This window comes from Aureimonas ureilytica DSM 18598 = NBRC 106430 (genome assembly GCF_000382705.1).
Classification (GTDB): Bacteria; Pseudomonadota; Alphaproteobacteria; order Rhizobiales; family Rhizobiaceae; genus Aureimonas; species Aureimonas ureilytica.
This window is the reverse complement of sequence record NZ_ARQE01000007.1, coordinates 122,545-140,138: the sequence shown is the minus strand read 5'-3', so window position 1 is coordinate 140,138 and position 17,594 is coordinate 122,545. Positions and strand designations below refer to the sequence as shown.

Below are 17,594 nucleotides of genomic sequence, written 5' to 3'. Positions count from 1 at the left end.
CGATGGGCGAGGGCAGGCGAGGCGTCAGAAAAATGAGCGAGACATCAAAGGTTTGGATCGACGCGGAGACCAAGATCGCTGACGCGGTCGGCGACGAGCACGACCAGCTTCGCCTCTGGCTGCGCCTCTACAGCGTCTCGCGCCTCATCGAGAACGAGGTGCGTCGCCGGCTCCTGTCGGAGTTCGACACGACCTTTCCCCGCTTCGACATCCTTTCCCAGATCGAGCGCGCGCCGGACGGGTTGAACCTCGGCGAGCTTTCCCAGCGCTTGATGGTCTCGCCCGGCAACATCACCGCCGTCATCAAGAGGCTGGTGGAGGACGGGCTGATCCGGCGCGAGCAGAACCCGGACGACCGGCGCGAGAGCTTCATCCACATGACCCCGCTCGGCCGCGCCACGTTCGCCGAGATGGCGCGGTCGCACGAGGGTTGGATCCGCTCGCTGACGGCGGGGCTCGACCCCGCCGAGACGCGCCAGATGCTCGGGCTCCTGCGCAAGATGAAGGGCAGGGCCCGGCGGGCGCTGACCGAGGAGCGGGTCAGCTCGGATCGGGAATGACGGCGCTCGCCACGATCTCGATCTTGGCGCGGTCCTCCATGAGGGCCACGACCTGCACCGCCGCCATCGGCGGGAAGTGACGGCCGATGACCGCGCGGTATGCCGCCCCGATCCGCTTCATGCCGGATTTGTAGGCCTCGCGGTCGGTGAAGTACCAGGTCATCTGGACGATGTGCTCGGGTTTGGCGCCGCCCGTTTCCAGAACCCGCACGATGTTCTTCAGCGCCAGTTCCACCTGATCGACGAAATCGTCGGAGTGGAATTCGCAGTTCTCGTCCCAGCCGATCTGGCCGCCGACCTGCAGGAACGTGCCCTTGGCCTTGATGCCGTTGGCGTATCCGATGGGCTTGGCCCAGCCTTCGGGCTGGAGGATCTCGTGGCTCATTCTGCGGGCTCCAGATAGCGGGTGAGGCCGGCGCGGACATCGTCCGGCCAGGGGTGGGACTTGTGGTTCTCGAGCGAGGTCGCGACGATGCGCTGCTTGACGGTCCAGATCGTCTGGCCGCGCACGCTCACCACGGTCTCCAGGTCGAGCGAGGCGCGGCCGACCGCGCGCACATGGACGGCGAAGTCGAGCACGTCGCCATAGGTGGAGGGCGCGACGAAGGTGACGTTCAGCGTCACCGTCGGCAGGCCGATGCGGCGCTCGAACATCAGCTCCTTCCAGGTGACGCCGAAGGAGGCGAACATCGCCTCGTTCACGTCCACCAGCATCCCGAAATAGGCGGGGTGGTAGGCGATGCCGGTGAGGTCGCAGTCGCCGAAGCGGAGCGGCTTGGACTGGGTGAAGGGCATGGGTGTCGTATCCCTGTTATCCGGCCATGACCTCGCCGCCCGCGACGGCGACGGCCTGGCCCGTGATGGCGGAGGCGGAGGGGAGGGCGAGCCAGAGGACCGCGTCGGCCACCTCGGCGGGCGAGACGAGCCGTCCCTGCGGGTTGCTCTTGGTGAACTCCTTCAACGCCTCCACATGGCTGCGCCCGGTCTTGGCGACGATGCGCTCGATGGACTCCGCGATGATCGGCGTGTCGGTGAAGCCGGGGCAGACGGCGTTGACGGTGATGCCGGTCTTGGCGAGTTCGATCGCCAGCGCCCGCGTCAGGCCGACGACGCCATGCTTGGCGGCGCAATAGGCGGTGACATAGGCGTAGCCCGTCAGGCCCGCCGTCGAGGCGACGTTGACGATGCGCCCGCCGGGGCCGCCCGCGCGCAGGTCGGGGAGGGCTCCTTGCGTCACGTTGAAGACGCCGGTCAGGTCCACCGACAGGACCTTCGCCCACATCTCCGCGCTCGTCTTCTCGAAGGGCGCGCTCGGCGCCTCGCCGGCATTGTTGACGAGGATCGAGACGGGCCCGAAAGCCTCCCGCGCCTTATCGAGGCCGCTGGCGATGGCGGCTGCGTCCGTGACGTCGAAGCCGGCGGCAATGAGCGTCTCGCCCCCCAGCCGCTCGGCCACCGCCTTGAGCGGTTCCTCGCGTCGCCCGGCGAGGGTGACGCGCGCGCCGGCCGCCGCGAGGCGCTCGGCGATCGCCGCGCCGATGCCGGACCCCGCGCCCGTGACGAGCGCGTGGCGGCCGAGGAGGGAGCGATCCGCGCTCACTGCGCGGCCGCCCGTTCGAGATTGGTCTCGAACTGCCGCTTGGCGGAGTAGTACTGCTTGGGCCACGGCACGGAGCGGATGCCGATCTTGGCGGCCTCGTGCAGCGTCCAGGCGGGGTCGGCGAGATGCGGCCGCGCGATGGCGCAGAGGTCGGCCCGGCCCGCCGAGATCACGGAGTTGGCGTGGTCGGCTTCCGAGATCGCGCCGACGGCGATGGTGGGAATGCCCACCTCGTTGCGGATCTTGTCGGAGAAGGGCGTCTGGAACAGGCGGCCATAGACCGGCTTCTCCTCCTTCCAGACCTGACCGGACGAGCAGTCGATCATGTCGGCGCCCGCTTCCTTGAAGAGCCTCGCGAAGATCGCGGCGTCGTCGGGCGTGTTGCCGCCCTCGAACCAGTCATGCGCGGAGAGGCGCACCGAGATCGGACGATCCTCCGGCCAGGCCGCGCGCACGGCGCGGAAGACCTCCAGGGGGAAGCGCGCGCGGTTCTCGTGGGAGCCGCCGTATTCGTCCTCGCGCCTGTTCGTCAGCGGCGAGAGGAAGGAGGAGAGGAGATAGCCGTGTGCGCAGTGCAGCTCCAGCCAGTCGACGCCGGCTTCCGCCGCGCGGCGCGTGGCCGCGACGAAGTCGGCGAGCACCCGATCCATGTCGGCCCGGTCCATCGCCTTCGGCACGGCGGAATGCTGGAGATAGGGGAGGGCCGAGGCCGACAGGAGCGGCCATGCGCCTTCGGTCAAAGGCTCGTCGATCCCGTCCCAGGCGAGCTTGGTCGCGCCCTTGCGGCCGGCATGGCCGATCTGGATGCCGAGCTTGGCGTCGCTGTTGGCGTGGACGAAGTCGGCAAGGCGCTTCCAGCCTTGAGCCTGGGTGTCGTTCCAGAGGCCGAGGCAGCCGGGCGTGATGCGCGCATCCGCCGAGACGCAGGTCATCTCGGGGAAGACGAGCGCCGCGCCGCCCATGGCTCGGCTGCCGATATGGACGAGGTGGAAATCGCCGATCTCGCCGTCCGTGGCGGAGTACATCGCCATCGGCGACATGACGATGCGGTTCTTGAGCGTGACGCCGCGCAAGCGATAGGGCGTCAGCATCGGCGGCAGCGGGCGCTCGCCATTCTTGGCCGGCACGCCTGACTGTTCCGCGAACCAGCGCTCGTAGCCTTCCAGCCAGACGGGATCGCGCAGGCGCAGGTTCTCGTGGCTGATGCGCTGCGAGCGCGTCAGCATGGAATACATGAACTGCTGGGGCGGGAGCTGGTCGGCATAGCGCTCGCCCACGACCTCGAACCATTCCATCGCGTTGCGCGCGGCGTTCTGGATGCGGGCGACATCGACGCGGCGGATCGCCTCGTAATCGTCGAGGACCGCAGGGATGGCGTCGCGGCCATGGCCGTGCGCGTTGAACTGGCGCGTCAGTTCGATCGCGTCTTCCAGCGCGAGCTTGGTGCCCGAGCCGATGGCGAAATGGGCGGTGTGGGCGGCGTCGCCCATCAGGACGACATGGCTGTTGCCGTTGAAATGGCTCCACTTGCCGCAGATGAGGCGCGAGAAGTTGAGCCAGGCCGAGCCGCGCATGTGCCGCGCGTTGGTCATCAAGGGCGCGCCGTCCAGCGTGTCGGCGAAGAGGTTTTCGCAGAAGGCGATCGACACGTCCTGGCTCATCGCCTCCAGCCCGTGGGCGGCGAAAGCCTCTTCGGTCGTCTCGACGATGAAGGTCGAGGTCTTGTCGTCGAACTTGTAGATATGGGCCTGGAACCAGCCGTGCTCGGTCTTCTTGAAGTCGAAGGTGAAGGCGTCGAAGAGCTTGTTGGTGCCGAGCCAGACGAAGCGGTTCGGCCGCTTGACGAGGTCGGGCTCGAAGATATCGGCGTATTTGTTGCGCACCTTCGAGTTGAAGCCGTCGGAGGCGATCACGAGGTCGGCGTCGGGGAAGTCCTCGTCGCCGTTCACCTCCGTCTCGAAGCGGAGCTCGACGCCGAGCGCCTCGCAGCGGCTCTGGAGGATGTTGAGAAGCTTCTTGCGCCCGATGCCGACGAAACCGTGGCCGGTGGTGCGCAGCGTCTCGCCCTTGAAGATGAGCTCGATATCGTCCCAGTGGTTGAAGGCGTCCTCGATCTCGGCCGCGCTTTCGGGGTCCCACTGGCGCATCGCGACCATGGTCGCGTCGGAGAAGACGACGCCCCAGCCGAACGTGTCGTAGGGCCGGTTGCGCTCGACCACGGTGATCGAGTGCTCGGGGTGATTCTTCTTCATCAGAAGCGCGAAATACAGGCCGGCAGGGCCGCCGCCGATACAGACGATACGCATGGATGGCCTCCTTGGAGGGGCGTCGGTTCGGGAAATGATTTAGACCTAAAATATTTCGGCGCGGGGCCGCCGTCAAGCGTGTTCGGAAATTATCTGCATCTGCATTCAGATTGAGCAGGTTTGTGCAAATGCGAAGCAGCCTCGTCCATGTATTGCGCTGCAAAACGCTTGAAACCCGTACACCCGGCGACATCGCTCCAAGATTTCGCGTCGGGAGATGCTTGCAATTTCATTGATCGCTCGTCATCCTCCCGTCATGCGACGCGCAGGGATGGCGCCGCGATCCCCTTTCCTTTCTATCGAGGTTGCCGATGTCCGCTGCCGAAAGCCTGTCCGCCGTCGCATCCGCTCTGGCCTCCGGCGCGATCGAGGTGGTCGATCTCACCGCCCCGCTCGGGCCCGAGACGCCGGTCCTCTACCTCCCGCCCGAGTTCGGCCGGAACACGCCGGCCTTCAAGATGAACGAGATCTCCGCCTATGATTCCAACGGTCCCTGGTGGGCCTGGGGCTGGATGGAGCTTGGCGAGCACACGGGCACCCATTTCGACGCGCCCGCGCACTGGATCTCCGGCAAGGACCGGCCCGACAACACGACCGACAAGCTGCCCGCCAAGGATTTCGTCGCGCCTGTCTGCGTGATCGACTGCACGAATGAGGTCGCCGCCGACCCGGACTTCGTGCTGACCGCCGAGGGCGTGAAGGCCTGGGAGGCCGAGCATGGCGCGATTCCCGAAGGCGCCTGGGTCTTCATGCGCTCGGACTGGTATCCGCGCAACAAGTCTGCCGAGAGCTTCCTCAACGGCGGCCACACGCCCGGCCCCTCCGTCGATTGCATCCGCTATCTCGTGGAGAAGAAGATCATCGGCTGGGGCAACGAATGCGTCGGCACCGACGCCGGCATGGCCCACAGCTTCGATCCGCCGTTCCCGGCTCACCACCTGATGCTGGAGGAGGGGCGCTACGGGCTCGCCAGCCTCGTCAATCTCGACAAGCTGCCGCCGACCGGCGCGCTCGTCGTCGCCGCGCCCCTGAAGATCGTGAACGGCACGGGCAGCCCCTTGCGCGTCCTCGCCCTCGTGCCGAAGAACTGAAGGCAGGCGGCGCGTCATGGCCCTCGAGGCGGACTACATCATCGTGGGCAGCGGCATCAACGGGCTGGTGGCCGCCAGCCTCCTCGCCAAGCGCGGCCGAAAGGTCGTGCTTCTCGAGCGCAACGATCGGATCGGCGGCTGCATCCGAACGGAAGCGATCACCGAACCCGGCTTCGTGCATGACGTGATGGCGACGACCTTTGTCCTCTTCACGACCTCGCCGGCCTATGGCGTGCTGAAGGACGATCTCGCCGCGCGAGGGCTGGAATTCTGCGACGCCGCCCATCCGACGGGCGTCCTCATGCCCGACGGGCGGCACGCGACCCTCTCGCGCGAGCGCGCCGCCAACGTCCGGGCGCTCGACGCCCTGTCGCCGGGCGACGGCGCGGCTTTCGACGCCGACATGAACCGCTTCGCGGGCAATGCCGGCTTCGTCTTTTCGCTGCTCGGCAGCGCGCTCTGGTCGCGCGCCACGATGAAGACCGTGGGGCGCGAGCTGCTGCGCCGGGGGCCGCGCGGCCTTGCGCGCTTCTTCGGCGAGGCGATGGTGGATGCCCGCGCCCATCTGGAGACGACCTACAACTCCGAGACGACGCGCGCGCTCTTCGCCCCTTGGGTGCTCCATTGCGGCCTCGGGCCGGAATCGACCTTCTCGGGCGAGATGGTCCGCGTCATCGGCTTCGCGCTGGAGGCGGCAGGCGCGCCGGTCGTGAAGGGCGGGGCGGAGACGATCCTCACCGCCTTCCGCCGCCTGATCGAGGACCATGGCGGCGTCATCCGCACCGGGGCCGACGTCGAGGAGATCGTCCGCAACGCCAGGGGCGAGGCCGAAGGCGTGCGGCTGGCGGGCGGCGAGGTGCTGCGCGCGGGCTCGGGCGTCGTCGTCTCCGCCGCGCCCGGCCAGCTCTATGGCCGCCTCTTGCCGGGCGAGAGCCTGCCGCCCGAGATGAAGGACAGCGCCCGGCGCTATCGCCACGGCAAGGGCAACATGCAGATCCACTACGCCCTGTCGCGCCCGCCGCGCTGGTCCTCGCCGGAGCTCGGCCAGGTCGCGCTCCTGCACGTGACGCCCGGTCTCGACGGCGTGTCGCGCGCCGCGAACGAAGCCGAGCGCGGCATGCTGCCCGCCGAGCCGACGATCTGCGTCGGCCAGCCCGCCATGCTCGATCCCTCGCGCGCGCCGGACGGCGCCTCCATCCTCTGGCTCCAGCTTCCCGAGGCGCCCCGCTTCATCAAGGGCGATGCGGCGGGCATCATTCCGGCGCCGGCCGACGGCGCCTGGACGCCGGAGCTTCGGGAAGCCTATGCCGACCGGATCGAGGCGATTCTGGCCGGCCATATCGAGGGGTTCCGCGAGAGCGTCCTCAAGCGCGTCAGCTATTCGCCCGCCGATCTCGAACGCCTCAACGTCAACCTCGTCGGCGGCGACCCGTATGGCGGGGCCTGTGGGGTGGACCAGTTTTTCCTCTGGCGGCCTTTCAAGGGCTCGGTTAATCACCGGACCCACGTCCCGAAGCTCTATCATATCGGCGCGTCCACCCATCCGGGGCCGGGGCTCGGCGCGGGATCGGGCTTCGCGCTCGCACAGACACTCAGGTAGGTCATGGTCGGCAGGTATCGTCGCGGTGTTCTGGGCGGCGCGGACGAGCGGAAGGGCGCGATCCCCTCGATGGGGGAACTCGGGCTCAACCATTTCGCCCCATACCTCCTCAACCGCGTCGCCGCCCGCTGGAACGCCGACATGTCGGAGGAGCTCAAGGCCTTCGACATGACGACGGCCAAGATGCGCGTTCTGGCCATCCTCAGTGTCTCCAACGGCCTCGCGATCAACGAGCTCAGCGTCTACGCCGTGACCGAGCAGTCCACCATGAGCCGGACGCTCGATGCGATGGAGGAGCAGGGCCTCGTGACCCGCACGCCCCGCGCCGACGACGCGCGCGTGCGCGAGACCTCCATCACGGAAAAGGGCCTCGCGGCCTTCAATGCCGTCTGGCCGACCATGTACGAACGCTATTCGAAGATGTTCGAGGGCGTCTCGGAAGAGGAATACCAGACGCTCGTCGCCCTCCTGCACCGCATCCTCGGCAATATCCGCCGCAACGATCTCTGATCGCTCGGCGATCGATCTCCGATCCCTTCCGGGCGAGATCCCCGAAGGGCTGCCCCGGTTCCGTCTCCCTCCGTCCCCGCCGCACGCCCGGCCGACGCCCGCTCCGCATCGGGTTCGCCCGCCCGGGCCGGGACGCGCATCTTCGTCCGATGCCTGCATTTTCATGCAAATGCCCAAAGCTTAAGCGCCGGTCTCCCGCCGATTGAGCAGTTGCAGCATGAAATATGTTTGACACGGTTCTAAAAAGCATGAGTATGCATGGATATACCCTGCCGCTGAGACGGCATCCCCTTCCCACAACTTGACGAGCGGTCCATGGCGGAACGGTCTTTTGTTCGCGAAGTCGAAGAGCTGAAGCTCGGCGAGGGCGACATCTTTCGCGGCGAGGGCATCCTCGCCATCACCAAGGCGCTGCTGCAGTCCGGCGTCTCCTATGTCGGCGGCTATCAGGGCTCGCCCATCTCGCATCTGATGGACGTCTTGGCCGACGCGCGCGGCGTCATGGACGAACTCGGCGTCCATTTCGAATCCTCGGCCTCGGAAGCGGCCGCCGCCGCCATGCTCTCGGCCTCCGTCATGTATCCCGTGCGCGGGGCCGTGACCTGGAAGTCGACGGCGGGCACCAACGTCGCCTCCGACGCGCTGTCGAACCTGTCGTCCGGCGGCGTCACGGGCGGCGCCCTCGTCATCGTCGGCGAGGATTACGGCGAGGGCTCCTCCATCATGCAGGAGCGCACACATGCGTTTGCGATGAAGTCGCAGATGTGGCTCCTCACCCCGCGCCCGAACCTCACCTCCATCGTCGAGGCCGTCGAGACCGGGTTCGAGCTGTCGGAAGCCTCCAACACGCCGGTCATGCTTCAGGTCGGCATCCGCTCCTGCCACGTGCATGGCGAGTTCGTCGCGAAAGACAACAAGCGTCCCGCCTTCACGCTGAAGGAAGCCGTCGAGAACCCCAAGCGCGACCTGAACCGCATCGTGCTGCCGCCAGCGGCTTACGTCCACGAGAAGGAAAAGCTGGAGAAGCGCTGGCCCGCCGCCGTCGAGTTCGTGGCGAGCCGAAAGCTCAACGAACATTTCGGCCCCGAAACGGGCCGGGTCGGCCTCGTCCTCCAGGGCGGGCTCTACAACAGCGTCATGCGCGCGCTCCAGCATCTCGGCCTCGCCGATGTCTACGGCTCCAGCGCCGTGCCGCTCTATGTGCTCAACGTCTCCTATCCGCTGATCGATCAGGAACTCGTCGCCTTCTGCGCCGGCAAGGACGCCGTCCTGATGATCGAGGAGGGCCAGCCGGAATATATCGAGCAGGCGCTGAGCCTTATCCTGCGCCGTCACGATCTCCAGACCAAGCTTGCCGGCAAGGACCTCCTGCCGCGCGGCGGCGAATACACCTCGCAGGTTCTCGCCAAGGGCCTCACCGCCTTCTTCGACGCCCATGCGGCCGAGCTTCTCGGCAACCGCCCGCCGGTGCCGAGCGCCGACGCCGTGCTCGCCGATCCGAAGGTGAAGGCGCTGAATGGGGTCGTTCCCGCGCGCCCTGCCGGCTTCTGCGTCGGCTGCCCCGAGCGCCCGATCTTCGCGGCCATGAAGCTCGTGGAGAAGGAACTCGGAGCCCACCACGTCTCGGCCGATATCGGCTGCCACCTCTTCTCCATCCTGCCGCCCTTCAATATCGGCGGCACGACGATGGGCTACGGGCTCGGGCCGGCCTCGGCCTCGGCCTTCAACGTCGATGCCAAGAAGCGCCCGATCTCGATCATGGGCGACGGCGGCTTCTGGCATAACGGCTTGAACACCAGCGTCGGCAACGCCGTCTTCAACAAACAGGACGGCGTCATCATGGTAGTGGACAACCACTATGCCGCCGCCACCGGCGGTCAGGACATCCTGTCGTCCCGCGCCGAGAACCCCGACCGCTCCACCAACAATTCCATCGTGACGGCGGTGAAGGGCGTCGGCGCCAAATGGGTGCGCCATGTCGATCGCACCTACGATGTCGCCAAGATGCGCGACACACTGAAGGAGGCGCTGACGAGCCCTGAGAAGGGGCCGAAGGTCATCGTCGCCTCCTCGGAATGCTCGCTCAACAAGCAGCGCCGGGTAAAGCCGATCTTCGCCAAAGCCGTGAAGAACGGCGAGCGGGTGGTGAAGGAGCGTTTCGGCGTGGACGAGGACGTCTGCACCGGCGACCACGCCTGCATCCGCCTCTCGGGCTGTCCCTCGCTCTCGGTCAAGCACACGGCCGACCCCTTGAAGGACGATCCGGTCGCCGCGATCGACAACGGGTGCGTCGGCTGCGGCAATTGCGGCGAGGTGTCGGAAGCGGCGATCCTCTGCCCCTCCTTCTACAAGGCCGACATCGTCTTCAATCCGACGAAGACCGACCGCTTCCTCGCCCGCCTTCGGGAGCGCGTCATCACCTTCCTCCAGCGCCGGCGCGAGACGCGCCGCGTCGCCTTCGCCTGAGGAGACGGTTCCCATGACCATCCATCCGAGTTTCCCGCGCGACCCGGCCCCCGCGCGCCTTTCCACCGACAAGCCCGTCTCGCTCGCCATCCTCGCCATGGGCGGGCAGGGCGGCGGGGTGCTGGCCGACTGGATCGTGGCGACCGCCGAAGGGGCGGGCTGGGTGGCGCAGTCCACTTCGGTGCCCGGCGTCGCCCAGCGCACTGGCGCGACGATCTACTATCTCGAACTGCTTCCGGCCTCGGGCGGCCATCACCCGATCCTGTCGTTGATGCCGACGCCGGGCGATGTCGACGTCGTGCTCGCCGCCGAGTTCATGGAAGCCGGGCGCTCCATGCTGCGCGGGCTCGTGACGCCCGACCGCACCACGCTCATCACCTCCTCGCACCGCTCCTATGCCGTGGGCGAGAAGGAGGTGCCGGGCGACGGTGTGGGCGATCCGGAAAGCGTCGTCGCGGCGGCGGGCGTCGCGGCCAAGCGCATCGTGGCCTTCGACATGCAGACGCTGGCCGAAAAGAACGGCAGCGTGATCTCGGCGACGATGTTCGGCGCGCTCGCCGGCTCGGGCGTCCTGCCCTTCGCGCGCGAGGCCTTCGAGGCGGCGATCCGCGCCGGCGGCAAGGGCGTCGAGCCGAGCCTGAAAGCCTTTGCCGCCGGGTTCGACCGCGTCGGCAGCGACAAGAAGGAAATCGTGCCGAAGGCGCCCGGCAAGGACCTGCCGGAGCCCCCGGCCTCGGTCGGCGTGGCCGAACTCGACGCGCTTCTGTCGCGCATCCACGCGCTGCCCGAAAGCGTGCGCCCGATGGCCTTCGCGGGCGTGAAGCGCCTCGCGGACTATCAGGACGCGGCCTATGCCGGCGAATATCTGACGGTGCTCGAAGCGCTCCACGCCGAGGATCGCAAGCAGGGCGGTGCCGACAAGGCTTGGGCCTTCACCGAAGCCGCCGCGAAATACCTCGCCGTCGCCATGGCCTATGACGACGTGGTGCGCGTTGCCGACCTCAAGACCCGCGCCGCCCGCACGCCCCGCATCCGCCGCGAGGTGGGCGCCAAGGACGGCCAGATCCTCGGCCTCACCGAATACATGCATCCGCGCATGGAGGAGGTGGCGGGCACGCTGCCGGCCCGGATCGGCCACGCCATCGAGAACCGGCCGAAGCTCTTTGCCGCGCTCGACCGTCTCGTCAATCGCGGACGGCGCGTGCGCACCGACCGCATCCACTGGTTCCTGGCGCTCTACCTCGTCGCCGGCCTCAAGCGCTTCCGCCGGGGCTCGCTGCGCCACGAGCGCGAAGTCGAGCACTGGACGCATTGGCTGGAGACGGCGCGCGAGGTGCTGCCCGCGAATTACGACCTCGCCGTCGCGATCCTCGCCGCCCGCCGCCTCGTGAAGGGCTATTCCGACACTCACGCGCGCGGCCATTCCAAGTTCGACCGCGTCCTTTCCGCCGTGCCGCTGCTCCGGCCCCATGCCGATGGCGGCGCCTGGATGCACCGGCTCATCAAGGCCGCGCTCCTCGACGAGGAGGGCAAGGCGCTCGACGGCGCGCTTCTCACCGTCGCCTCCGCCTACGAGCCGATCTGACGGCGCGGCGCCCCGAACGGGGGCGCCCCCAGCCCGCATGCCCATCCGCATTCGCATCCGCATGCCGCATTCCGTCGTCATCTCGGCTTCAGGGGGCCCTCCGCCATGTTCGATCTCAACCGCCGCCAGACCCTCGCGCTCGGCGCGGGCGCGCTGCTGTCCGCCGTCCTGTCGGGCCGGGCCCTCGCCCAGACCGCGACGCCCGGCACGCTGACCATCGCCTACAATGTCAACCTGCCGAGCTTCGATCCGACGGTCGGCGCCTCCGCGGTGAACCCGACGATCCAGGCGATCTACCGCGCCGTCTTCGACCAGTTCGTCGGCCAGAAGCCCGACCTCGCCTTCGAGCCGGGTCTTCTCACCGACTGGGGCTGGAACGAGGACCGCACCAAGGTCCACATGACCGTGCGCGACGGCGTCACCTGGCACGACGGCTCGCCCTTCACGGCCGAGGACGTCGTCTGGTCGCTGGAGCGCGCCGGGAACCCGGCGACCGGCAACCCGATCCAGTTCGTCTGGAGCACGATCGGCAACCTGAAGGCGGACGGCAACCGCATCACCGCCGACGTGAAGCAGTTCGATCCGACGCTCTTCAAGTGGATGGCCTTCCTCACCGGCTACGTGCTGCCCAAGGCCTATTACGAGAAGGTCGGCCCGCAGGGCTTCGAGGCCAAGCCCGTGGGCACCGGGCCCTACATGGTCGACGCCTATGAGGGGAACGCGTATCTGCGCCTCAAGGCCAACCCGAACCACTGGGGCGGCAAGCCGGCTTTCGAGACGGTGGTCTTCAAGTTCGTGACCGACGCGGTCAGCCGCGTCGCGGAGGTCGAGAGCGGCTCGGCCGACATCACGCTCGAAATCCCCTACGAGGAATACGACCGCCTGCGCCAGGGCGGCAAGCTGGAGGGCGTTGCGACGCCGGTCTCCGACATCGGCATGCTCTTCGTGAACAACACCGGCGCCATGCTCGACAAGAACGTGCGCCTCGCGGCCCATCACGCGATCAACAAGAAGGCGATCGTGGACCGGCTTCTGCGCGGCTACGGCGTGCCGATCGACACGCTGGAAGCGCCGGAATACGAGGCCTACGATCCCTCGATCACGGTCGGCTACGACGAGGCCAAGGCGGTCGAGCTTCTCGCCGCCAGCGGCTATTCCAAGAGCAATCCGGCCAGGTTCACCATCCAGACGACGCGCGGCTTCAAGCCCAAGGACTACGAGATGGTCCAGGCCATCGTCGGCATGTGGCGCAAGGTCGGCATCGAGGCGACGATCGAGGTCTACGAGATCGCCAAGCACTACGAGCTGCGCGCCGCCGACCAGCTCGCCGAAACGGCCTTCTACAACTGGGGCAACGCGATCGGCGATCCGACGACCTCGACGGGCTTCGCCATGTTCGGCCCCTCGCCGCATTCGGTCTGGAACACCGACGACCTCGACGCCAAGATCGCGCCGCTCTGGGGCGAGAAGGACGAGGCGAAGCGCATCGCCGGCTGGAAGGCGGTGGACAAGTACATTGCCGAGGAAGGCTACGTCATTCCGCTCCTCCAGTATGTCCAGCCCGTCGTGTTCCGGAAGGGGCTGAAGGTGGTGCCGAACACGTCCGGCGCGCTGCAGCCGACGCTCGTCTCCGTGGCCTGAGCGGACGGCGCGGGATCATGATCGCACGCCTCGTCCTCCACCGGGCGGGACTGGCCGTCGCGACGCTGTTCGGCGTCGCGGTGGTGGTCTTCCTGCTCCTGCGGGTCGCTCCGGGCGACCCGATCGCGATGATGATCGCGCCGGGCGCGAGCCCGGAGGACATCCAGCGCCTGCGCGCCGCCTATGGGCTCGACCGTTCGCTGATCGAGCAGTTCGGCCTCTGGCTCGGCGCGATCGCGCAGGGCGATTTCGGCACTTCGATCTCGCTGCGGGTCGGGGTCGGGGGCGCGCTCCTGTCGCGCCTGCCGGCAACGCTGGAACTCTGCGTCGCGGCGCTCGCCTTCGCCGTCCTCCTCGGCGGCGGCGTCGCGGTTCTCGGCACGCTCCTGGCGCGCAAGACGGGCGAGGCGGTGATCGACGCCGTGAACGGCCTCGTTCTGGCCGTGCCCGACTTCATCTGGGCGCTCGCCTTCGTGATCCTTCTCGGCGTCGTCTATCCCATCCTGCCGCTGTCCGGGCGCATCGACCCGACGCTGCCCGCCGATTTCTCGACGCGCTTCTATCTCCTCGAGAGCCTCGTGACCGGCCAATGGCGCGTGGCGCGGGACGTTCTGGCCCACATGGCGATGCCGGTCCTGGCGCTCGGCCTGCCGCTGGCGGCGGTCATCGCGCGGGTGCTGAAGGCCTCGCTGAACGAGGCCATGCTGCAGGACTACGTGCTTCTCGCCCGCATCCGGGGCCGCTCGCCGCTCGGCCTCGTTCTGGGCGAGGCGCTGCGCAACGCGGCCGGGCCGGCGCTGGCGCTCACCGGCGTCCAGTTCACCTTCCTGATCGGCGGCACGGTGATCGTGGAGCGCATCTTCAGCTATCCCGGCATCGGCAATCTCGCCATCGACGCCGTCATCAATCGCGACCTGCCCCTGATCCAAGGCCTCGTTCTCCTGTTCGGCCTTCTCTTCATCCTGGTCAACATCGCGGTGGATCTCCTTGCCGTCGCGCTCAATCCGAGGCTGCGTCATGGCTGACAGCGCCGCGCTCCACCCCCTGACGCGCGCGCCCCGGCCGGCTCGCCGTCGCCGGGGCGGCATCCTCAACGCCCGCCTCCTGTTCGGCGGGGGCTTCGTGCTCCTCCTCGTCCTCGTCGCCATCCTCGCGCCCTGGATCGCCCCGCACGATCCGCTGGAACAGGACCTGATGCTCGGCACGCTGCCGCCGATGGGGTTCGACGGCGCCGAGCCCGGCTATCTCCTCGGCACCGACAGCCTCGGGCGCGACGTGCTGTCGCGCCTTCTCCATGGCGCGAGCATCGCCATGACCGTCGCCTTCGCGGCGAGCCTCGCCGCCGCCTTCGTCGGCACCGCGCTCGGGCTTCTGGCCGGCTATTTCGGCGGGTGGATCGACACGCTCGTCTCGCGCCTCGTCGAGGTCTGGATGGCCTTCCCGCCGGTTCTCCTGTCGATCCTGATCGTCGCCATTTCCGGCGCGGGGCTTCATTCGGTGATCCTCGCCATCGCCGTCATCGACTGGACGCGCTTTGCCCGCGTGATCCGGGCGGAAACGCAGGCGCAGGCGAAAGCCGACTACGTCACCGCCGCGCGATCGATCGGCTTCGGCAACGCGGCGATCCTTCTGAAGGAAATCCTGCCCAACGTCGCGCCGGTGCTGCTCGTGCTCCTGACGCTGGAAATGGGCATCGCCGTGGTGGTCGAGGCGATCCTCTCCTTCGTCGGCCTCTCGGTGTCGTCCGACACGCCGACCTGGGGCGGCATGATCGCCGAAGGACGGCAGGTCATCTATCAGGGCTGGTGGATCTTCGCGGCGCCCTTGGCGCTCCTCTTCCTCACCGTGATCGCCTTCAACCAGCTCGGCGACGGTCTGCGCCGCGCCTTCGACCCGGTGATGCGCCGATGAGCCCCGTTCTCGAGATCGCCAACCTCTCCGCCCTCTCGATCCGCGACGGCGCGCCGGTGCTGCGCGACGTGTCGCTCACCGTCCAGCCGGGCGAGGTCCATGGGCTGGTGGGCGAAAGCGGGGCGGGCAAGTCCACGATCGGCAAGGCCGTTCTCGACATCCTGCCCGGTACGATCCGCGTCACCGGCGGAACGATCCGCCTCGCGGGCGAGGACCTCGGCGCCCTCAGCGAGACGCGCCGCCGCCAGCGGCTCGCCGAAACCGTCGCGCTGATCCCGCAGGACCCTTTGACGGCGCTGAACCCCGCGCGCCGCATCGAGCCCCAGGTGACGGACGGTCTGCGCCGCCACAAGGGCCTCGGCCGGGCCGAGGCGCGCGACCGGGCTCTGGCGCTCTTTGCCGAAGTCCAGATGCGCGATCCCGAGCGGGTGCTCGCTTCCTATCCGCACGAGCTGTCCGGCGGGATGCGCCAGCGCGTGCTGATCGCCGCCGCCTTCGCGATGGAACCGAGGCTCGTGATCGCCGACGAGCCGACGACCGCGCTCGACGTCACCGTGCAGCGGCAGGTGCTGCGCATTCTCAGAGACCTCCAGCGGCGGCACGGCACGGGCGTCGTCTTCGTCACCCACGATCTCGGCGTCGTCGCGCAGGTCTGCGACCGGACGACGCTCCTCTTCGCCGGCAAGGTTTTCGAGACCGGGCCGACCGCCGATCTCCTGGCGCGGCCCGTCCACCCCTATACGCGCGCGCTGATCGCCGCCAATCCGCGCCCCGACGCCGAGGAGGAGGGGCTCGCGCCCGTGCCCGCCGGCGTCATCCAGCAATGCCGGGGCGAGATCGCCGCCTTCGACCGGGAGCAGGGAACCCATGTCTGACGCCCTGATCGAAGCGCGCGACCTCTCGCTCACCTTTCCCCTGCCGCGCGGGGTGAAGCCCCTGCGCCCGGCGCTCTCCCACGTCTCGGTGCGGGTCGGGCGCGGCGAGATCGTCGGCATCGTCGGCGAGTCCGGCTCCGGCAAGACGACGCTCGGGCGCTGCCTTCTCAATCTCGTGCGCCCGACGAGCGGGCAGGTCTTCTTCGAGGGCCGCGAGATCACCGCGCTGCCCGAGGCCGAGATGCGCCCGCTGCGGCGGCGGATGCAGATGATCTTCCAGGACCCGATGTCCTGCCTCAACCCGCGCCACACGATCCGCCGCATCCTCGCCGAGCCGCTGATCCTGCACGGGCTGGCGCCCGATCGCCGGGCGGCGGAGCGCGAGGTGGAAGCGGTGCTCGGGCGCGTCGGCCTCGACGCGGTGGTTCTCGGCCGCTATCCGCACGAGCTGTCGGGCGGCCAGCGCCAACGCATCGGCATCGCGCGGGCGGCGGTGCTGAAGCCGAGCTTCATCCTCGCCGACGAGATCGTCTCCGGCCTCGACGTCTCGACGCAGGCCCAGACGCTGAACCTCATCAAGGGCCTCGTCGACGAGATGGGCCTCTCCATGGCCTTCATCAGCCACGACCTTTCGGTGATCCGTGCCGTGTGCTCGCGCGTCGTCGTCATGCGCGGCGGCGAGGTGACAGAGGAAGGGCCGACGCGCGAGGTCTTCCGGTCGCCGAAAGCCGCCTATACGCGCACGCTCCTGGACGCCATTCCCCCCGTGCGACCGGACCCCGCCTGGCTGTCGGCCGCTTCCGTCTGACGCTGTTTCCCGCCGCCGCTCCCCGCGCGCGGCGGCCGCGCGGGGAGCGGCCCGATCGACCAGTCCGCCGGACACGAGACATGACAGGCCAAGACACGGGGCGCGCCGCGCCCGGCATCCGAGGCGTCGACCATATCGGCATCACCGTGCCGGACATGGACGAGGCGGTCGCCTTCTTCACCGGGGTTCTCGGCGGCGAGGTCGCCCTGTCCTTCGGCCCGTTTTCCGACGACGCCGGCACCTTCATGACCGATCATCTCGGCGTGGACGCGCGCGCCGTGATCCGGACGATCACCCTCATCCGCTGCGGCAATGGCGCCAATATCGAGCTCTTCCAGTACAGCGCGCCCGATCAATCCGCGCCGCTCCTGCGCAACAGCGACATCGGCGCCCAGCACATCGCCTTCTATGTCGACGACATCGCGGCGATGAAGGCGCATCTCGACGCCCATGGCGTGCGCAGCTTCGCCGGGCCGCTGCCGATCGGCGAGGGTCCGGCGGCGGGCCAGTCGATCCTCTATTTCCTCGCGCCCTGGGGCCTCCAGCTGGAGGCGATCAGCTACCCGAAGGGCATGGCCTACGAGCGCGAAGGCGGCGTCCGGCTCTGGTCGCCCAAGGACGCGGCGTGAGCCCCGCATGCC

The 17,594-nt window shown here is 68.4% G+C and carries 16 protein-coding genes; 12 read left to right on the top strand and 4 right to left on the bottom strand.

Annotated features, from left to right (window positions below; translation table 11 throughout):
* Positions 1-32 precede the first annotated feature (32 nt).
* Positions 33-560, top strand: coding sequence for a MarR family winged helix-turn-helix transcriptional regulator (locus B146_RS0115810; protein WP_019997438.1), 528 nt, complete (start codon positions 33-35; stop codon positions 558-560).
* On the opposite strand, the gene B146_RS0115805 is transcribed toward B146_RS0115810, so the two are convergent.
* From B146_RS0115805 to B146_RS0115790, 4 genes are read right to left on the bottom strand one after another with little or no spacing between them, the layout of a single operon-like run.
* Entirely contained in the window at positions 541-945 is a 405-nt protein-coding gene (locus B146_RS0115805) for a RidA family protein (protein WP_019997437.1), read from the bottom strand. The genes B146_RS0115810 and B146_RS0115805 overlap by 20 nt on opposite strands.
* Positions 942-1,355: an acyl-CoA thioesterase gene (locus tag B146_RS0115800; protein ID WP_019997436.1), complete on the bottom strand. Its 414-nt coding sequence runs from the start codon at positions 1,353-1,355 to the stop codon at positions 942-944. The genes B146_RS0115805 and B146_RS0115800 overlap by 4 nt, the downstream gene beginning before the upstream one ends.
* Positions 1,356-1,371: 16 nt before the next feature.
* On the bottom strand, positions 1,372-2,160 hold the full coding sequence (locus B146_RS0115795; RefSeq protein ID WP_019997435.1) for an SDR family NAD(P)-dependent oxidoreductase: 789 nt from the start codon (positions 2,158-2,160) through the stop codon (positions 1,372-1,374).
* Complete coding sequence (locus tag B146_RS0115790; protein WP_019997434.1) at positions 2,157-4,466, bottom strand: bifunctional salicylyl-CoA 5-hydroxylase/oxidoreductase; 2,310 nt, start codon at positions 4,464-4,466, stop codon at positions 2,157-2,159. The genes B146_RS0115795 and B146_RS0115790 overlap by 4 nt, the downstream gene beginning before the upstream one ends.
* Positions 4,467-4,777: 311 nt before the next feature.
* On the opposite strand from B146_RS0115790, the gene B146_RS0115785 reads away from it, so the two are divergent.
* From B146_RS0115785 to B146_RS0115735, 11 genes are all read left to right on the top strand, one after another.
* Positions 4,778-5,557, top strand: a complete 780-nt coding sequence (locus B146_RS0115785) for a cyclase family protein (RefSeq protein ID WP_019997433.1) — start codon at positions 4,778-4,780, stop codon at positions 5,555-5,557.
* Positions 5,558-5,573: 16 nt separating this feature from the next.
* The gene (locus B146_RS0115780) at positions 5,574-7,157 is read left to right on the top strand and encodes a phytoene desaturase family protein (protein WP_019997432.1); all 1,584 of its coding nucleotides are present in this window, start codon (positions 5,574-5,576) and stop codon (positions 7,155-7,157) included.
* Between the two features lie 3 nt (positions 7,158-7,160).
* Positions 7,161-7,667 carry a MarR family winged helix-turn-helix transcriptional regulator gene (locus B146_RS0115775; protein ID WP_019997431.1) on the top strand — a complete coding sequence of 169 codons (507 nt, stop codon included), beginning with the start codon at positions 7,161-7,163 and terminating at the stop codon, positions 7,665-7,667.
* Positions 7,668-7,982: 315 nt separating this feature from the next.
* Complete coding sequence (locus tag B146_RS0115770) at positions 7,983-10,133, top strand: indolepyruvate ferredoxin oxidoreductase subunit alpha (protein ID WP_019997430.1); 2,151 nt, start codon at positions 7,983-7,985, stop codon at positions 10,131-10,133.
* A gap of 13 nt (positions 10,134-10,146) precedes the next feature.
* Positions 10,147-11,718, top strand: coding sequence for an indolepyruvate oxidoreductase subunit beta family protein (locus B146_RS0115765; RefSeq protein ID WP_019997429.1), 1,572 nt, complete (start codon positions 10,147-10,149; stop codon positions 11,716-11,718).
* A 105-nt stretch (positions 11,719-11,823) separates the two neighbouring features.
* On the top strand, positions 11,824-13,359 hold the full coding sequence (locus B146_RS0115760; RefSeq protein ID WP_019997428.1) for an ABC transporter substrate-binding protein: 1,536 nt from the start codon (positions 11,824-11,826) through the stop codon (positions 13,357-13,359).
* 17 nt (positions 13,360-13,376) lie between these two features.
* Positions 13,377-14,384, top strand: coding sequence for an ABC transporter permease (locus tag B146_RS0115755; RefSeq protein ID WP_019997427.1), 1,008 nt, complete (start codon positions 13,377-13,379; stop codon positions 14,382-14,384).
* The gene (locus B146_RS0115750) at positions 14,377-15,270 is read left to right on the top strand and encodes an ABC transporter permease (RefSeq protein ID WP_019997426.1); all 894 of its coding nucleotides are present in this window, start codon (positions 14,377-14,379) and stop codon (positions 15,268-15,270) included. The genes B146_RS0115755 and B146_RS0115750 overlap by 8 nt, the downstream gene beginning before the upstream one ends.
* Entirely contained in the window at positions 15,267-16,145 is an 879-nt protein-coding gene (locus B146_RS0115745) for an ABC transporter ATP-binding protein (protein ID WP_019997425.1), read from the top strand. Before B146_RS0115750 ends, B146_RS0115745 begins: the two co-directional genes overlap by 4 nt.
* Entirely contained in the window at positions 16,138-16,953 is an 816-nt protein-coding gene (locus B146_RS0115740; RefSeq protein WP_019997424.1) for an ATP-binding cassette domain-containing protein, read from the top strand. Before B146_RS0115745 ends, B146_RS0115740 begins: the two co-directional genes overlap by 8 nt.
* A gap of 80 nt (positions 16,954-17,033) precedes the next feature.
* Entirely contained in the window at positions 17,034-17,582 is a 549-nt protein-coding gene (locus B146_RS0115735) for a VOC family protein (RefSeq protein WP_019997423.1), read from the top strand.
* Positions 17,583-17,594: the final 12 nt, after the last annotated feature.